The organism is Nocardia sp. NPDC059240, from assembly GCF_042753865.1.
Lineage (GTDB): Bacteria > Actinomycetota > Actinomycetes > Mycobacteriales > Mycobacteriaceae > Nocardia.
This window is the reverse complement of record NZ_JBHZAC010000006.1, coordinates 431,186-447,956: the sequence shown is the minus strand read 5'-3', so window position 1 is coordinate 447,956 and position 16,771 is coordinate 431,186. Positions and strand designations below refer to the sequence as shown.

Here is a 16,771-nt window from a genome sequence, read left to right as displayed (position 1 = left end):
GCCGGGCGGTGCAGTCGGGCACTCGGATGCAGTCGGGCACTGTCGAGAATGCGCCCTATCGGGGCGCTCGGCAACCGCCGTTCCTCACTCGCCGGGCAGCGGACCGTCGTCGGCCGGATGCTCGACGAGCGCCAGCACCCGGCCCGCCATGAAGCGAGCGGTGCGTACCGAACTCCCGGTCCGGGTCACCTCGCTGACTTCCACAATGCCGCGCGCGATGCGGGTCTCGATCCGCCGCCCGGCTCTGGTCGCGATAATTTCGTAATTCCGAGACCCGTCGCCGGTATCGACGACGATCTCCACACGATCACCCTTCATCTATCAATTCTCCTCCCCACCAGGGGATTTCGCCGCTGATCGCAGCTAACGAACGGGTTGCGACGCGAGGTTGCAAGCACATCTCGAGCGCCCGCGATGAATTTCTGTGCCCCGCTTCGTCCTAACCGGTGACCGGGCCGCACCGGTGGTTCGGCATGTCGTTCGCACTGCTCCGGGAGGACCCATGACCACACCGGCCTTCGATCTGGAAGCCGCCGCCACCGCGGTGGAGGCGGTCGTCGCCGCCGTCGCCGACACCGATTTCGACCGGCGCACGCCGTCCGGCATCACCGTGCGCGAGATGCTCGCCCACACCCAGGGCTTCACCGAGGCCTTCCGGCAGGGCGCGACCAAGGAGATGCTCGGCCGCTCGCAGCCGCCCGGGCCCGGGGCGCAACTGGCCGGGGACTGGCGGGATCGGATTCCCGCGCAACTGAAGGCGCTGGTCGCCGCCTGGCGTGAGCCCGCCGCCTGGGCAGGCGACACCGAGGTCGGCGGCGTGGTTTCGCCGGCACCGCAAATGGCGATCTTCGCCCTAGACGAACTGGTGGTGCACGGCTGGGACCTGGCCCGAGCCATCGGCGCGCCCTACACTCCCGCCGAATCGGATCTGGCTGTCCTGCACGGCTTCCTGCGCGACACCCCACGTGAAGGCATCCCCGGCCTCTTCGGCCCGGTCATCGAGATCCCGGCCGAAGCACCCCTGCTCGATCGCGTGATCGGCCTGACCGGCCGCGACCCGTCCTGGGCGGCGGACTGACCGGAAACCCCGGCCCGCAGGCGCGGCGAGGGGTCGCGCCCGCGGGGCGTTTTGTTCAATCCGTGGATTTCTTTGCGGCGAAGGTGAATACGCCGTTCCGGGCGGCGAGCGCCGCGGCCTCCGCGGCGGCGGTCATCGCTGCCTCGTCGACCGGGTCGCCGCTGGCCAGCAGGCGGTAGTAGAGCGGGGCGGAGACGGCGGAAAGGACTGCGCGCGGGTCGGTTTCGGCGGGGATCTCGCCGCGGGTGATGGCCGCTTCGATGCAGGGGGTCCATTCGCGCAGGCGGGTGTCGTAGAAGGTGTGCAGGGCGGTGGCGGCGGTGTCGTCGCTGGTGGCGGCGGCGATGACGGCGCGGAAGAGGCGGCCCTGGCGGGGGTCGGTGAGGGTCTTGCCGACCAGGCGGGCGTTTTCGAGCAGGTCACCGCGCAGGGTGCCGGTATCGCTGTGGGGGAGTGAGGTTTCGGCCATGTCGGCCAGTAGGTCGGCGACCAGTCCGGCGGGGGTGCGCCAGCGGCGGTAGACGGTGGTCTTGCCGACTTCGGCGCGGGCTGCCACCTCGCCCAGGTCGAGGGTGGCGAAGCCGTGTTCGGCCAGCAGGTCCCCGGCGGCGCGCAGCACGGCGTCTCGAACGCGGGCGGTGCGACCGCCCGGGCGGATCGAGCCTGGGGTGATGTCCTCGTCGAGGCTCATAACGGGTCTCCGGTTTCATTTGCGGCGAGATGAGTGTAGCGTCCAGGTTGTTAATGAAACTGCAGTACCGTTAGGAGTCATCATGGAATACCGTCGGCTCGGCGCATCGGGTCTGCTGGTTCCGGCCTTGAGTTTCGGTGCGGGCACCTTCGGCGGACGGGGCGAACTCTTCTCCGCCTGGGGTGACACCGACGCCCAGCAGGCGCGCCGGCTGGTGGATATCAGCCTGGACGCGGGCGTCACCATGTTCGACACCGCCGACGTCTACTCCGACGGCGCCTCGGAAGAGGTGCTGGGGGAGGCGATTCGGGGCCGCCGCGATCAACTGCTGCTCTCGACCAAGGCGGGTCTGCCGACCGGCCCCGGCCCGGCCGACGCGGGATCCGGTCGCGCCCGGCTGGTTTCGGCGGTCGAGGGCTCGCTACGCCGGCTGGGCACCGATCACATCGACCTGTTCCAATTGCACGCCTTCGATGCCGGCACACCGGTCGAGGAGGTGCTCTCGGCGCTGGATCAGCTGGTGCGTTCGGGCAAGATCCGCTATGTCGGCGCTTCCAACTTCGCGGGCTGGCAGCTCATGAAATCCCTTGCCGCAGCCGACAAGTACGGGTTCCCGCGCTATGTCGCGCACCAGGTCTACTACTCGCTGGCCGGCCGCGATTACGAATGGGAGCTCATGCCGCTGGGCCTGGATCAGGGTGTCGGTGCCGTGGTCTGGAGCCCGCTCGGCTGGGGCCGGCTGACCGGGAAGATCCGCCGCGGCCAACCACTTCCGGCGGGCAGCCGCCTGCACACCACGGCCGAGGCCGGGCCGCCGGTCGATGACGAGAAGCTCTACGACATCGTCGACGTGCTGGACGAGATCGCCGCGGAAACCGGCCGGACCGTCCCGCAGATCGCCTTGAACTGGCTGCTCCAGCGGCCGACCGTGGCGACCGTCATCGTGGGCGCGCGCAATGAGGAACAGTTGCGGCAGAACCTGGGCGCGGTCGGCTGGAGTCTCGATGCCGAACAGCAAGCCCGCCTGGACAAGGCGAGCGCGGTCACGCCGCCGTATCCCTACTACCCGTACTACCGGCTCGCGGACTTCGCCCGGCTCAATCCGCCTGCCGTCTAAGGGTTCACGGGTTCGAGTAGAGGCCTTGGGCGAGCACCGGCCACGACGCCTTCAAATCGTCCTGCCAGTAACCCCAGATATGGGTTCCGGTGGTCCGGAATTCGAAGGTCGCCGGAATGTTCAGCGATTGCAGACGGGTCTGCAGGATCGAGGTGGACAGTTCCACGTTCGCTTCGATGAACGAGCCCAGGGCCACCGTCTTGGTGGTGTCTGCCGGATTCTTTTCCATGCGCCCGCGCGCTCCCGGCACGTCGAACGCGCCGGGAATGCCATTGCCGGTGGAGATGAAAAGGTTGGTGCCGCGCAGTTTCTCGGCATTCAGGGTGGGGTCGTTGGCGGCCCACAGCGGGTCGTTGTCGGGGCCCCACATGTTCTCCACCTTGCCGCCGCCGTAGAGCTCGGTGACCATGCGGATGGATTCGCGCCCCAGTGTCGAGGTGGTCTGGAAGAACCCGCTGTAGACGGCCGCGCTGCGGAACAGGCCCGGATTGAAGATGACCGAATTCAGCACGGGCAGACCGGCCATGGAGATTCCGGCGATGGCATTGACGCCGTTGCTCTCCAGCGCGGCATTCATCAGCGGCGGCAGTTCCTTGCCGAGGTAGGTGGACCACTTGTTCACCCCGAGCGCGGGGTCCGGATTGATCCAGTCGGTGTACCAGGTGAACGCGCCGCCGATGGGCTGCACCACGTTCACGTTCTTGTCGGCCAGGAAATCCAGTGCGTCGGTGCGCAATTGCCAGGTGGCCTGGTCCACGCCGCCGCCCGCGCCATTGAGCAGGTAGAGGGTGGGGCGGGGTTGCGAGGTGTCCTGGGGGCGCAGCACGTCGACCGGGAAGACCTGGTTCATGGCGGCGGAGTAGATGGTGAAGGTGACGGTGTGCTCGTCCTTGGCCGCTACGTTCTTGATGTAGGAGCCATCATCGGTTTTCAGGTCCGGCAGGCTGACACCGGGCAGGGTCGCCGGGGCGGGCGGGACGGCGGGTACGCCGTCATCGGCCCCGGCGGGGATACCGCCCATGCTCAGCGCCGCGGCGGCGGTGAGGGCTGCGACCGCCAACCGTGTGGTGATTCGACTGATCCGGACCGACATTGGTCTTAAATATCATGATTTCAGATATGCCGGACCGAAATCAGTAGACGTCGCGCACGTAGCGCTTCTCCGCGACCATTTGCTTCTTGAACGCCAGCGCGCCCTCTTCACTGAGCTTCCCGTGAATCCGTGCGATCCGCAGCAGCGTGTCATCCACATCCTTGGCCATGCGCGCGGCATCACCGCACACATAGAAATGACCGCCCTCGCGCAGCCACGCCCACAGTTCCGCGCCGTGCTCGATCATCCGGTGCTGCACGTAAACCCGTTCGCGCTGATCGCGCGAGAACGCCAGATCCAGGCGAGTCAGGAAGCCCGAGCGGAACATGTCCTCCAGTTCGGACCGGTAGTAGAAATTGTCCCTGGCGTGCTGATCGCCGAAGAACAGCCAGTTCCGCCCGGTGCAACCCAGCGCACGGCGTTCCTGCAGGAACCCCCGGAACGGCGCGATCCCGGTGCCCGGACCGACCATGATCATGGGCGCGGTCGGATCCAGGGGTGGCCGGAAATGCGGGGCCCGCTGCAGGAAGATCGGCACCGGGGCGTCGGCGCGATCGGCCAGGAAGGTCGAGCACACCCCACCGCGCCGGGCCTGCGATCCGATCGCGGCCGGATCGCCGTAGCGCACCACGCCGACGGTCAACTGCACCTCGCGCGGGTCCACCAGCGGACTCGACGAGATCGAATACTGGCGTGGTTGCAGCTTTTTCAGCGTCCCCAGCCACTCCACCAGGTCCGCCTGCACCGGGAAGTCGCGCAGCACGTCCACGACCTGCCGATCCCACAGGTACCCGTCCAGCTCATTGCGATTGTCGCGCCGCAACAGCTTCGCCAATCGCGGACTGGCATTGTGGTCGGCCACGAAGGACAGCAGATCCGTGCTCACCCGGGTGATGTCGAAGCGGGTCCGCAGCGCCTGCGCCAGCGTCATCTCATCGTCGTCCACATCGATGATCCGACGTCCGTCCAATCCGGTCGCCGCGAGCCATTCCGCCACCAGCGCATCGCAATTCGAGGGCCGGATGCCGAGCGAATCCCCGACCTCGTAGCTCGCCTCCAGATCGCTGAGATCGAACCCGAACCGCCGCACCTCTTTCCCGGATCCGTCACGCGAGAGCAACTCGTTGCGAACCAGTTTCGCGAGCACCGGCGCGTTCCGGGTGAACGGCGCGGCCTCCAGGGTGCGCGTGCGCCCCGAGGTGAGACCCCCGGTTGTCCGGGAGGTGGGCTGTCCACCGTTCGGCCGGGCACCGGAACCCTGACCCGGCGCGGTCCAATTCGGCACGGGGCCGTCACCACCACGAGGTCCGTTGGACCTCGGCACGGTGCGACCGGCTGCGGTCGCGGATTCGCCGTGGGAGTCGCCGCCGACCGGGGTGCCGAATCCAGCCGGACCGAATGCGGTGTCACCGCCGCCGGATTCGGGCGCCGGGGCGGTGAGGATCGCGGCGACCTCGTCGATCCAGGTCGCCGACAGCTCTTCGTGATCGGGTTCGCTGTCGACGCGGGGCAGCAGGCGGGTGGCGCCGCGCGCGGCGAAGAGTTCGTCGAGCTTGCGGCCGTGGCCGCAGAAGTCGTCGTAGGAGGAGTCGCCCAGCGCGAAGACCGCGTACCGCATGCCGGTCAGCCGGATCGCGCTGTCGTTGAGCCGCTCCCAGAAGTCCGCGCCATTATCCGGCGGCCCGCCGTCGCCGAAAGTGCTGCTGATAACCAGCACATCGCCGGTCAGATCGGACAATTCGGCCGAATCCATATCGAGCAGTCGCGGTTCGATGCCGGAATCGAGCAGATACGTGGTGAGCGCGGCGGCCAGATCTTCGGCCGTGCCGGTCTGCGAGGCCCACAGCACGGTCACCGTGCGGATCGCGAAACCCATTGCGCCCGAGGGTTCCCCGCCCGCCACACCGCCGAGCATCGGCGTCCCGGCCGCGTCGAGAATCGGCGAACCGGCCTGTGGCCCACGGGAGTACATCCCACCCAGCAGCCCGTTGAGCCAGGTCCGGCTGCGCTCCGAGATCGGTGCGGTCTCCGGCAGCACGGGCACACCGCTGACCGGCAGGCTCTGCAGCGCAGCGAGATATCCGCCGAGGTAGGTGCGCTCGATCTCGCTCAGCGTCGGCGCACTTCCGGTCTCCAGCCCGAGCATGACCGCCAGCGGATGCGGCCCGCCGACGGCGACGGGCGGCATCCCGAAGCCGCCCAGGGTGTTCGAATCACCGCTCGCGGCAACCGGTTCGGTGTCAGCCACGACATCCGGGTTACCGGGGGTCTGATCCGTATTCGCGCTGCGGGGCACTGCCACTTTGCGCAGTCGGACCGCGCACGCTTTGAATTCCGGCTGCAGCGAGATCGGGTCGACGGCGTCGTTGGTGACGGCGTTGATGGTCAGGTATTCGCCCTGCTCATCGTTCCAGTGGAAGGGCGCGAAGCAGGTGCCGGGCAGGACGCGGTCGCTGATCTGGACGGGCAGGACCGCGCGTCCACGCCGCGAGGCGATCTCGAGCTGATCACCGTCGCGCACCTCGAGTTTCGCGGCGTCGTCCGGGTGCACCTCCAGGAACGGCTTGCCATTGAGCTTGTTCAGCTTCGCCACCTTCCCGGTCTTGGTCATGGTGTGCCACTGGTGTTGCAGGCGGCCGGTATTGAGCACGAACGGGTGATCGTCGTCGGGCATCTCGGCGGGCAGCAGGTGCGGGCGCGGGAAGAACACGGCGCGGCGGCTGGGGGTGGCGAAGGCCAGGCGCGGCGTGTGGCCGTGTTCGTCGGTGTACAGGGTCTGGCTGACACCGTCGTTGCGATAGCGAATCGGGTTGCGGCGCTGCGCCGGATCGGGGCACGGCCACTGCGCAGGACCGTCGGCGAGCCCTTCGTAGTCGATGCCGCGCAGGTCGTAGCCGGTGGCGGGATTGTTGAATTGCCGCAGCTCGTCGAAGATCTCGGCGCTGGAGGCGTACTCGAAGCCGGGAAAGCCGAGCGCGGTGGCGAGCTGCGCGATCAGCTGCCAGTCCGGCCGGGCGTCGCCGATCGGGTCGACCGAGCGCCGCAGCAAAGTCAGGTTGCGTTCCGAATTGACCTGGACGCCATCGGATTCGGCCCACAGGGTGGCGGGCAGCAGCAGGTCGGCGTAGGCGTTGGTGGCGGTGTCGGTGTACACGTCCTGGGCGATCACCAGCTCCGCGGCCTCCAGCCCGGCGATCACGGTGCGCCGATTCGCCATGGACGCCACGGGATTGCTGCAGATCACCCAGGCGGCCTTGATCTCGCCGTCGGCCAGCCCTCGGAACATCTCGATGGAACCAGGCCCGGCCTCGTCGCGGATCGTGCCCGGAGCCAGCCCCCAGATCTCTTCGGTGAAGGCCCGGTCGGCGGCCGAGAGCAGGCTGCGCTGCCCCGGCAGTCCCGGTCCCATGTAACCCATTTCGCGCCCACCCATGGCATTGGGCTGCCCGGTCAACGAGAACGGGCCGCTGCCGGTGCGGCAGATGGTGCCGGTGGCCAGGTGCAGGTTGATCAGGGCGTTGGTGGACCAGGTGCCGTGGGTGGACTGGTTGATGCCCATGGTCCACAGCGACATCCACTCACCGGCCGCGCCGATCCACTCGGCGGCGGTGCGGATATCGGCCTCGGCCAGCCCGGTCACCTCGGCCACCAGCTCGGGCTGGTACCCGGCCAGAAATTCCGGCATGCCCGCCCAGCCCTCGGTGTGTTCGGCGATGAACTCGGCGTCGATGTCGCCGTTCGCGACGAGCAGGTGCAGCAGACCGTTGAGCAGGGCGAGATCGGTGCCGGGCCGGATCTGCAGGAACAGGTCGGCGCGGTCGGCGGTGGCGGTGCGCCGCGGATCCACCACGATAAGTTTCGCGCCCGTCTTGAGTCGATCGGCCATGCGCAGGAACAGGATCGGATGGCAGTCGGCCATGTTCGCGCCGATGACGAAGAACAGGTCGGCGTGATCGAGGTCGTCATAGGAGCCGGGCGGGCCGTCCGCGCCGAGCGAGAGCTTGTAGCCGCCGGCCGCGCTGGCCATGCACAGCCGCGAATTGGCCTCCATGTGCACGGTGCGCAGGTGGCCCTTGGCGAGTTTGGTGGCGAGGTACTGGGCCTCGATCGACATCTGGCCGGACACATAGAGCGCGATGGCGTCCGGTCCGTATGTGTCCAGGATCACCCGAAGTCGTTCGGCCGCTTCGTGAATCGCCTCGTCGACCGGCAGCGGCACGGGCGGCTGCCCGCGTTCGGGACGCCGGTAGGCAGTCTCCATCCGGCCGGGCGCGGCCATCAACTCGGCGTGCGTCGCGCCCTTGGTGCAGAGTCGCCCCGCATTGACCGGGTGGTTCTTGTCGCCCTTGACCTTGGTGATGATCGGCAGCCCGCGCGCATCGGGCTTGGTCTCCACGGTGATTCCGCACCCCACCCCGCAGTACGAGCACGCGGTCCGGGTGCTCGTCGGGGGCGTGGACTGATCCGGCATGGTTTCGAGTTAAGCCAGCGCGGGTTGCGGGCGATTTACCGAACGTTATCTCCAGATGACAATCGGCCTCACAGCCGGATTTCACGACGGTGAGGCCAGGTCAGAGCGCTGTAGTGAGCGATCCCACACCGGCGGGGCGGGCGTTCAGCCCAGCTTGTAGCCGCGATGCAGGGCCACGATCCCGCCGGTGAGATTGCGCCACTTCACCGAGGACCAGCCGGCATCCGCGATGCGCATGGCCAGCTGCGGCTGGTTCGGCCACTCTCGGATGGATTCGGCCAGATACACGTAGGCATCCGGATTGGAGCTGACCGCGCTGGCCACCTGGGGCAGCGCCTTCATCAGGTATTCCATGTACACCGTCCGGAACGGTGCGAGGGTCGGGGTGGAGAACTCGGCCACCACCAGCCGGCCGCCGGGTTTGGTCACCCGGGCCATTTCGCGCAGCGCCAGATCCGGGTCGGCGACATTGCGCAGCCCGTAGGAGATGGTGACCGCGTCGAAGGAGTCGTCGGCGAACGGCAGCGCCATGGCATCGCCCGCCACCATCGGCACATTCCGCCAGCGTCCGGCCCCGAGCATGCCCTGGGAGAAATCGGCGGCCACGCACCAGGCACCGGACTTGGCCATCTCCACGGTCGAAACGCCGGTCCCCGCAGCGAGATCGAGCACCCGTTCACCGGGCCGCAGCGCCAACGCTTTTCGGGTCATGAGCCGCCAATAACGGTCGATACCGCCGGTCATTACCGTGTTGGTGATGTCGTACCGCTTGGCGACGCCATCGAACATCGACGCGACATCGCGCGGCTGCTTGTCCAGCTGGGCCCGAAACGATTCCCGCTGCCTGATTTTCGCCACGGTGCTTATTTTGCCCTCCGCTTCGCTTCGGGCGGGTTCGCGGCCCCGAAGTCTCGTTCTTCCCTCCCTCCGCTCCTCCGCTTCGCTCCCCCGCTCCACTCAGTCCAGAACGAGACGGCCGCGAACCTGGTAGGTGGACGATGGGACTGTCTACTGCCGGAGCCTAGTTCGCACGCGTGCCCGCAGCGCGCCCAGCCAACGCCGTGGCGAGGAGCCGAGCAGCCAGAGGATGGGCAGGGCGACGGCCCAGCAGACCACGATGACCGAGGCCGCCGGGATCACGGCGACACGCGCATCGCGACCCGCCACCCGTACGAGATCGGGATCGCTGCGCCGGTATTCGACATTGATGCGTTCGCCGACGGTCAGTTTGGTCGGATACAGCACGCCGGTCTTGGGATTGTGGGTCTCGCCGTCGGGGGTGACGAAGATGACCGCCGAGCGCAGCGTGCCGGCCGAAAGAACTTCGGCGCTGGTCACGCCCTTGTCGGAGTTGATCAGATGGTCGTCGCGCCAGGCCGCCAACACCAGCAGGACCGACAGGAAGCTGATGGTCGCGGCGGCGACCACGATCCCGATCCGAGCCCGCCGAAACCGAACCGCCCGATGCTGTTCAGCCCTATGAGACTGGCTAGTTTCCGACACTTCAGCAGGCTATTCCATCGCTGAAGTACGGTCTTCGCCATGTCCCGAAAATTCAGCTTCACCGTGCAGTACAGCGTTCCGGTCGAAGATCTTCACCGGGCACTCACCAACGACGAGATGTGGCAGTCCCGCTTCGCCGAAGCGACGACCGCCACGCTGGAGCTCACCCACCCGGACGGCCCCGGCACCATCAGCATTCATATGACCGAAAAAGCTCCCGAAGATCAGATTCCCGGCATCGTCAAGAAGGTCCTCAAGAGCGAGCTCGAGCTCGAGCGCACCGACACCTGGGGCCCGCTCACCGACGGCGTCGCCAAGGGTTCCTTCACCGGCCGCTCCGGCGGCATCACCACCGAGATGGCGGGCGCGTTCGAATTGCGGCCCACCGCCGAGGGTTCCGAGATCGAGGTCACCGGCACCGTCGACGTGAAGGTCCCGCTGGTGGGCGGGGCCATCGAGCCGCTGGTCGAGAACCTGCTCAAGAAGGTCATGAACAGCGAGCGCAAGTCCGTCGAAACCTGGTTCGCCGCGCAGAACGCCTGATCCCGGTAAAACCGTGGATGCGGGGGTGGTCCCGCATCCACGGGGCGAAACGGATCGCTACTGCGGCCCGAAGTCGCCCTTACTGGGATCGAATTCGCGGTTCTCGACCAGGACCAGCCAGTTGCCGGAGTTGTCGCGGATGATGGCCTCCACGCCGTAGGGGCGTTCGGCGGGCGGCTGGATGAACTCGACACCCTTCGCGGTGAGTTCCTCGAAAGCCTTCTGGCAGTTCTCGGTTCGCAGGCCGAGCGCGCCGTGCGTGCCGTTGGCCATGGAGCGGCGGATCGCCTCGGCCAGGTCGTCGGTGAGCGGGGGACCGGGCACCATCAGAGTGACCTCCAGTTCCGGATGGTCCGGGTGCGCCACCGTGACCCAGCGGAAGCCGTTGTCTCCCATGGTGATGTCGGAAGTCTCCACGAAACCCAGATTGTCGATGTACCAGCGCTTGGACTCGGTCTGGTCGGTCACGTACACGGTCACGAGCGAGACATTCGAGATGATCGTCATGCCCCCAGGCTATGGATCGCCGGTTCGTCCGTGCTTCTCCAAAATTGCTGAGTCGGCACACTCGGAAATTGCTGAGTTCACACACTCGGAACCTCGGTGAGCCTGACGTAACAACCCGGCAACGGTTCGGAAAGCCATGATCAACATTCGCTGACCACTCTCGAACTCGGAACAAGCTCGTGACGAGCCCGAACGAGGAGTGCCGGTGGTTCAAGTAGAAACCCCGACGGCCAATGCGGTCGCGGCGTCCAAAGAGACGCTGGAGGATTACACGCTGCGGTTCGCGCCCCGCAGCTACCGCAAATGGAGTCCGGCGGTGGTCGGCGTCTCCGCGCTCGGCGGCATCGCGTACCTGGCCGACTTCTCCATCGGCGCCAACATCGGCATCGCCAACGGCACCGGCAACGCGCTGGTGGGCATCGGCATCTTCGCGATCATCATCATGATCACGGGCTTCCCGCTCGCCTACTACGCGGCCCGCTACAACATCGACCTGGACCTGATCACCCGCGGCAGCGGCTTCGGGTACTACGGGTCGGTGGTGACGAACATCGTGTTCGCCTCCTTCACCTTCATCTTCTTCGCGCTCGAGGGCTCGATCATGGCGCAGGGCCTGAAACTCGGCCTGCACGTGCCACTTCCACTCGGCTACCTGGTGTCGACGCTGATGATCTTCCCGCTCGTCATCTACGGCATGAACACCCTCGCCAAACTCCAGGTGTGGACCACCCCGCTGTGGCTGATCCTGATGGTGCTGCCCTTCGGCTTCCTGCTGGTGCGCCACCCGGATTCGGTCGGCACCTTCCTGGCCTACGGCGGCCAGGACGGCAAGGGCGTCTCATTGTCGGGCGCGCTGCTCGCCGCCGGCGTCTGCCTCTCGCTCATCGCCCAGATCGCCGAACAGATCGACTACCTGCGCTTCATGCCGCCCCGCACCCCCGACAACGCCCGCAAGTGGTGGGGCTGGATGCTGCTGGCCGGACCCGGCTGGGTGCTCTTCGGTGCGATCAAGCAGGTCGTCGGCCTGTTCCTGGCCGTCTACCTGATCGCCAGCCTGCCCGGTGCGCAGAACATCGCCAATCAGCCGGTGCACCAGTTCCTCGAGATCTACCGCGACATGATGCCGGCCTGGCTGGCCATGACCCTGGCCGTCGTGCTGGTCGTCATCAGCCAGATCAAAATCAATGTGACCAACGCGTATTCGGGTTCGCTGGCGTGGACCAACTCCTTCACCCGCGTCACCAAGACCTACCCGGGCCGCCTGGTGTTCCTCGGCCTGAACCTCGCGATCGCGTTGATCCTGATGGAAGCCAACATGTTCGACTTCCTCAACAACATCCTCGGCTTCTACGCCAACTGCGGCATCGCCTGGATCGTCACCGTCGCAACGGATATCGCGATCAACAAGTACGTGCTGAAGCTCTCGCCGAAGGAGCCCGAGTTCCGCCGCGGCATGCTCTACGACTTCAACCCGGTCGGCCTGGTCGGCTTCGGACTGTCGGCCGTGCTGTCCATCGCGACCTTCTTCGGCCTCTTCGGCGAGACCCTGAAGCCCTACTCGCCCATCGTGGCCGTGCTGGTCTCGTTCCTCGCCACGCCGCTCACCGCCATCCTCACCAAGGGCAAGTACTACCTGCGCCGCGACCACGACGGCATCGAACTCGACATGTTCGACGAGCACGGCAACCCGTCGGGGGAGACCCTCACCTGCGCGGTCACCGGCATGGAATTCGAACGCCCCGACATGATCGCCTCGGCGGTCCCGGGACCGGAGGGCGAGATCCAGTACATCAGCTCGCTGGCGCTCTCCACCGACAAGACCGGCATCCACGTGCTGCCCGCGAAATAACCGCTACGGCTGCGGTTTCCGATCCGAGAGACCGTGCATGAAGACGTAGCAACCCGGGATATGGGGTGCGCCCTCGGCAGCGAATTTCGCTTGGTACTCCGAGGGCGACATCCCGACCAGGTCGGTGAATTTGCGGCTGAAGGAACCGAGACTGCTGTAGCCGACCAGCATGCAGGTCTCGGTCACCGTGATATTGGTGGCGCGCAACAGATCCTGCGCCCGCTCGATGCGCCGCTCGGCCAGATACACCGCCGGGGTCTTGCCGTAGGTCGCGGCGAAACATCGCAGGAAGTGATACTTCGACACCCCCGCGGCCGCCGCCAGCGCGTCCAGGTCCAGCGGCTCCGCGTAATGCCGGTCGGCCAGATCCCGTGCTCGCCGCAGATGCGGCAGCAGATCCTCGGGAACCGGCCGACTCGTCACGAGAACGGCCGGATCTTGTCGAATCGCAGCGACGCCCGTCCCGACGCCCGCCACAGCCGGGCCGTCAGATCCACGTCCTCATCGGTGACCAGATTGCCCATCACCCGGACCGCGGTGCGCTGCAACAGCTTCGAGCGCATCATCGGCGGCCCGCCCAGCGGCACCGTGCGCGGATGCGTGGCCAGCCCCGCCAGCCGCCGCGCCACCGAATAGGTGCGGCCGTAGCGCTCCCGCAGCATCTCCGGCCAGATATGCGTCAGATCCGGCTGATCCAGGATTCCGGCGAGCATGTGCCCGCCCTCCAGGCCGTAGTCGATGCCCTCACCGTTGAGCGGATTCACGCATCCGGCCGCGTCGCCCAGCAACGCCCAGTTGCGGCCCGCCAGATTCGACACCGCGCCGCCCATGGGCAGCAGCGCCGAGGCCACCGCCCGCGCCTCACCCTCGAAACCCCATTCCGCGCGCCGCTGCGAGACATAGTGCTGCAGCAGCGGTTTCAACGCGATATGCGACGGGCGCTTCTCGGTGGCCAGCGAACCGACCCCGATATTGACCTCACCGTTGCCGAGCGGGAACACCCAGCCGTAGCCGGGAATCAATTCCCCGGCGGCATCCCGCAATTCGAGATGCGAGGTGATCCACGGATCGTCGCTGCGCTCGGATTTGATGTACGCCCGCGCCGCCGTCCCGTACGCGTACTGCCGATGCCAGGTGCGGCCCAGCATCTTTCCCACCGGCGAGCGCACCCCATCGGCCACGATCAGCGTCTTACATGCCACCGCCCGCAGCCCGCCGTCGGTCTTGATCGTCACCCCGGTGACCCGGTCGCCCTCGCGGGCCACCTCCACCACCTTGGCCCCGTCGACCATGCGCGCCCCCGACTGCACCGCGGTCTCGCGCAGCTTGTCGTCGAGTTCGGTTCGCGGCACGGCACTTCCGTAGGTGGGGAACGACCCGTCCGGCCAGCGCAGCAGCGCCTCCCGCCCGAACCCGGCCATCCGCAACCCGTGATTGACCGTGTGCGCCCGCACCCAGTCACCCAGCCCGAGATGCTCGAGTTCGGCGGTCGCGCGCGGCGTCAAACCGTCACCGCAGGTCTTGTCTCTGGGGAACACCGCGGAATCGGCCAGCAGCACATCGCGTCCGGCGCGTGCCGCCCATGCGGCCGCCGCGGAACCCGCGGGACCCGCACCGACCACCAGCACATCGACATGCGAAGGCAAAACGTCCGACGATTTCCCCTGCTCGGGCGCGACTTCCGGTGAACCCATGCGGTCAATACTTGCAGCACATCACCGAGCGCGCATATCTGCCCCGTACTCCATCCGGCCCCGGCCTGGGCCGTTTCGATTCACATAGCGATTGTTTCCTGCGTCGCACTACGGTGGTGTGCATAGGGGGTGATCGGTCCACACGCTAGGTTCTTTGGCGTGGGGTCGGACGCGGCACTGGGAGATGAAATGAGCGCATCAGCTGTGAGCGATGAGAGCACCGTGGTCGCGGGGGTGGATCTGGGTGATCCCGAGCTCGCGGCGACTGTGCGCAAGGGTCTGATCGAGGTCGAGGATCTGTTGATCACCGAGCTGTCCGACGGTGAGGAGTTCCTGCAGGAGGCCGCGCTGCATCTGGCCAAGGCCGGCGGCAAGCGTTTCCGTCCGCTGTTCACCATCCTCACCGGCCAGCTCGGACCGGACCCGACCAGCCCCGACCTGGTCATCGCGGGCACGGTCGTGGAACTCGTGCACCTCGCGACCCTCTACCACGACGACGTCATGGACGAGGCGTCCATGCGCCGCGGCGCACCCAGCGTGAACTCGCGCTGGGGTAACAGCGTGGCCATCCTGGCCGGCGACTACCTGTTCGCGCATGCTTCCCGCCTGGTCTCCACCCTCGGCCCCGATGCCGTCCGCATCATCGCCGAGACCTTCGCGGAGCTGGTCACCGGTCAGATGCGCGAGACCATCGGCGCGCGGCAGTCCCAGGATCCGGTCGAACACTACCTGCGTGTGGTGTGGGAGAAGACCGGTTCGCTGATCGCGGCCGCGGGCCGTTTCGGCGGCACCTTCTCCGGTGCCGGCCACGACCACGTGGAACGCCTGGCCCGCCTCGGCGACGCCGTCGGCACCGCCTTCCAGATCGCCGACGACATCATCGACATCTCCTCGGTGTCCGAGCAGTCCGGCAAGACCCCGGGCACCGACCTGCGCGAGGGCGTGCACACCCTGCCGGTCCTCTACGCCCTGCGCGACGAGGGCGCCGAGGGCGACCGCCTGCGCAAACTGCTGGCCCAGCCGCTGCAGACCGATGCCGAGGTCGACGAGGCCCTGTACCTGCTCTCGCGCTCGCGCGGGCTGGTGCTGGCCAAGGAGAAGCTGCACGGCTACGCCGATATCGCGCACGCCGAACTGTCGGCGCTGCCGGGCGGTCCGGCCAACGAGGCCCTGGAACAGCTGGTCCGCTACACCATCGAACGCGTCGGCTGATCGGGTCGCGGTGGCTGCCGCGACCCATCCGAAACCGATCAGTCGAACAACTGGGAACTTCACCCTGCGGCTCTATCGTTGACCTCGTGTAACTCAGCGATGAGGGGGCACAGAAGGAGACCGTTTATGCATGGGCACGGGTATGCGAACGGGTTGAAGACGTTCGGCCTCTTGGTGGGCATGTCGGCGTTGATCGTGTTCGCCGGGGCCATGTTCCGGAGCCCGATGATCCTGGGCTTCTCGATCCTGCTGGCCGTCGGCATGAACGCCTACGCCTACTTCAACAGCGACAAACTGGCACTCAAGGCGATGCACGCGCAGCCGGTGTCCGAGCTGGAAGCCCCGGCCATGTACCGCATCGTGCGCGAGTTGGCCACGGCCGCACGGCAACCCATGCCGCGGCTCTTCATCAGCCCCACCAACGCCCCGAATGCCTTTGCCACGGGCCGCAATCCGCGCAATGCGGCGGTCTGCTGCACCACCGGCATCCTGCAGATCCTGGACGAGCGCGAACTGCGCGCCGTCCTCGGCCACGAGCTCTCGCACGTCTACAACCGCGACATCTTGATCTCGTCGGTGGCGGGCGCGCTCGCCGCGGTGATCTCCGGCCTGGCCAACCTCGCGTTCTTCGCCGGTATCTTCGGCGGCGGCAACCGGGACGGCGAAGGCCCGAATATCGTTGGCATCCTGCTGGTTTCGCTGCTCGGCCCGATCGCGGCCTCGCTCATCAAACTGGCCGTCTCGCGTTCCCGCGAGTATCAAGCAGACCAGGACGGCGCGGAACTCACCGGCGACCCCCTGGCCCTCGCCTCGGCCCTGCGCAAACTCGAAAGCGGCACCCAGGCCGCCCCGCTACCCCCCGAACCCCAGCTGACCGCTCAGTCCCACCTGATGATCGCCAACCCGTTCCGCAACGGCGACAAGATGGCCCGCTGGTTCTCCACCCACCCCCCGATGGCGGACCGTATCGCCCGCCTCGAGGAAATGGCCGGTGGCAACCGCAATTACTAGCG

General features: G+C 67.1%; 15 protein-coding genes. 6 read left to right on the top strand and 9 right to left on the bottom strand.

The window, feature by feature from the left end; genetic code table 11:
- Window positions 1-84: 84 nt before the first annotated feature.
- Window positions 85-318 (bottom strand): hypothetical protein, encoded by a 234-nt coding sequence (locus ACFXHA_RS24070; protein WP_379360316.1) that lies wholly within the window; start codon window positions 316-318, stop codon window positions 85-87.
- A gap of 184 nt (window positions 319-502) precedes the next feature.
- Here ACFXHA_RS24070 and ACFXHA_RS24065 point away from each other — a divergent pair, with 184 nt between their 5' ends.
- On the top strand, window positions 503-1,078 hold the full coding sequence (locus ACFXHA_RS24065; protein WP_379360314.1) for a TIGR03086 family metal-binding protein: 576 nt from the start codon (window positions 503-505) through the stop codon (window positions 1,076-1,078).
- A 55-nt stretch (window positions 1,079-1,133) separates the two neighbouring features.
- On the opposite strand, the gene ACFXHA_RS24060 is transcribed toward ACFXHA_RS24065, so the two are convergent.
- A complete protein-coding gene (locus ACFXHA_RS24060) occupies window positions 1,134-1,769 on the bottom strand; it encodes a TetR/AcrR family transcriptional regulator (protein ID WP_379360312.1) in 636 nt (211 codons plus the stop codon).
- 82 nt (window positions 1,770-1,851) lie between these two features.
- Here ACFXHA_RS24060 and ACFXHA_RS24055 point away from each other — a divergent pair, with 82 nt between their 5' ends.
- Entirely contained in the window at window positions 1,852-2,886 is a 1,035-nt protein-coding gene (locus ACFXHA_RS24055; protein ID WP_379360310.1) for an aldo/keto reductase, read from the top strand.
- Between the two features lie 4 nt (window positions 2,887-2,890).
- Here the strand turns inward: ACFXHA_RS24055 and ACFXHA_RS24050 are convergent, their stop codons facing one another.
- The 4 genes from ACFXHA_RS24050 to ACFXHA_RS24035 form a co-directional block, all read right to left on the bottom strand.
- Window positions 2,891-3,979, bottom strand: coding sequence for an alpha/beta hydrolase (locus tag ACFXHA_RS24050; protein ID WP_379360308.1), 1,089 nt, complete (start codon window positions 3,977-3,979; stop codon window positions 2,891-2,893).
- Between the two features lie 40 nt (window positions 3,980-4,019).
- Window positions 4,020-8,450: a molybdopterin-dependent oxidoreductase gene (locus ACFXHA_RS24045; protein WP_379360306.1), complete on the bottom strand. Its 4,431-nt coding sequence runs from the start codon at window positions 8,448-8,450 to the stop codon at window positions 4,020-4,022.
- A gap of 144 nt (window positions 8,451-8,594) precedes the next feature.
- Complete coding sequence (locus ACFXHA_RS24040) at window positions 8,595-9,308, bottom strand: demethylmenaquinone methyltransferase (protein WP_379360304.1); 714 nt, start codon at window positions 9,306-9,308, stop codon at window positions 8,595-8,597.
- A gap of 150 nt (window positions 9,309-9,458) precedes the next feature.
- A complete protein-coding gene (locus ACFXHA_RS24035) occupies window positions 9,459-9,953 on the bottom strand; it encodes a DUF3592 domain-containing protein (RefSeq protein ID WP_379360302.1) in 495 nt (164 codons plus the stop codon).
- Between the two features lie 39 nt (window positions 9,954-9,992).
- On the opposite strand from ACFXHA_RS24035, the gene ACFXHA_RS24030 reads away from it, so the two are divergent.
- Window positions 9,993-10,496: a DUF2505 domain-containing protein gene (locus ACFXHA_RS24030; protein WP_379360300.1), complete on the top strand. Its 504-nt coding sequence runs from the start codon at window positions 9,993-9,995 to the stop codon at window positions 10,494-10,496.
- 57 nt (window positions 10,497-10,553) lie between these two features.
- Here ACFXHA_RS24030 and ACFXHA_RS24025 read toward each other — a convergent pair whose 3' ends face one another.
- Entirely contained in the window at window positions 10,554-10,997 is a 444-nt protein-coding gene (locus tag ACFXHA_RS24025) for a VOC family protein (RefSeq protein ID WP_379360699.1), read from the bottom strand.
- Between the two features lie 205 nt (window positions 10,998-11,202).
- Between ACFXHA_RS24025 and ACFXHA_RS24020 the strand changes: the two genes are divergently transcribed.
- Window positions 11,203-12,852: a purine-cytosine permease family protein gene (locus ACFXHA_RS24020; protein ID WP_379360298.1), complete on the top strand. Its 1,650-nt coding sequence runs from the start codon at window positions 11,203-11,205 to the stop codon at window positions 12,850-12,852.
- Window positions 12,853-12,855: 3 nt separating this feature from the next.
- Here ACFXHA_RS24020 and ACFXHA_RS24015 read toward each other — a convergent pair whose 3' ends face one another.
- On the bottom strand, window positions 12,856-13,275 hold the full coding sequence (locus ACFXHA_RS24015) for a helix-turn-helix transcriptional regulator (protein WP_379360296.1): 420 nt from the start codon (window positions 13,273-13,275) through the stop codon (window positions 12,856-12,858).
- Entirely contained in the window at window positions 13,272-14,546 is a 1,275-nt protein-coding gene (locus ACFXHA_RS24010) for a geranylgeranyl reductase family protein (RefSeq protein ID WP_379360294.1), read from the bottom strand. Before ACFXHA_RS24010 ends, ACFXHA_RS24015 begins: the two co-directional genes overlap by 4 nt.
- 189 nt (window positions 14,547-14,735) lie before the next feature.
- Here ACFXHA_RS24010 and ACFXHA_RS24005 point away from each other — a divergent pair, with 189 nt between their 5' ends.
- Both ACFXHA_RS24005 and htpX read left to right on the top strand, forming a co-directional pair.
- Window positions 14,736-15,758 carry a polyprenyl synthetase family protein gene (locus tag ACFXHA_RS24005; RefSeq protein ID WP_379360292.1) on the top strand — a complete coding sequence of 341 codons (1,023 nt, stop codon included), beginning with the start codon at window positions 14,736-14,738 and terminating at the stop codon, window positions 15,756-15,758.
- Between the two features lie 126 nt (window positions 15,759-15,884).
- Window positions 15,885-16,769, top strand: a complete 885-nt coding sequence (gene htpX, locus ACFXHA_RS24000; protein WP_379360290.1) for a zinc metalloprotease HtpX — start codon at window positions 15,885-15,887, stop codon at window positions 16,767-16,769.
- The last annotated feature ends 2 nt before the right edge of the window (window positions 16,770-16,771 follow it).

Excerpts from the sequence above, each read along its gene's own strand:
- ACFXHA_RS24070 (WP_379360316.1), bottom strand. The coding sequence starts at position 318 with ATGAAGGGTGATCGTGTGGAGATCGTCGTCGATACCGGCGACGGGTCT.
- ACFXHA_RS24065 (WP_379360314.1), top strand. The coding sequence starts at position 503 with ATGACCACACCGGCCTTCGATCTGGAAGCCGCCGCCACCGCGGTGGAG.
- ACFXHA_RS24060 (WP_379360312.1), bottom strand. The coding sequence starts at position 1,769 with ATGAGCCTCGACGAGGACATCACCCCAGGCTCGATCCGCCCGGGCGGT.
- ACFXHA_RS24055 (WP_379360310.1), top strand. The coding sequence starts at position 1,852 with ATGGAATACCGTCGGCTCGGCGCATCGGGTCTGCTGGTTCCGGCCTTG.
- ACFXHA_RS24050 (WP_379360308.1), bottom strand. The coding sequence starts at position 3,979 with ATGTCGGTCCGGATCAGTCGAATCACCACACGGTTGGCGGTCGCAGCC.
- ACFXHA_RS24045 (WP_379360306.1), bottom strand. The coding sequence starts at position 8,450 with ATGCCGGATCAGTCCACGCCCCCGACGAGCACCCGGACCGCGTGCTCG.
- ACFXHA_RS24030 (WP_379360300.1), top strand. The coding sequence starts at position 9,993 with ATGTCCCGAAAATTCAGCTTCACCGTGCAGTACAGCGTTCCGGTCGAA.
- ACFXHA_RS24010 (WP_379360294.1), bottom strand. The coding sequence starts at position 14,546 with ATGGGTTCACCGGAAGTCGCGCCCGAGCAGGGGAAATCGTCGGACGTT.
- ACFXHA_RS24005 (WP_379360292.1), top strand. The coding sequence starts at position 14,736 with ATGAGCGCATCAGCTGTGAGCGATGAGAGCACCGTGGTCGCGGGGGTG.
- htpX (WP_379360290.1), top strand. The coding sequence starts at position 15,885 with ATGCATGGGCACGGGTATGCGAACGGGTTGAAGACGTTCGGCCTCTTG.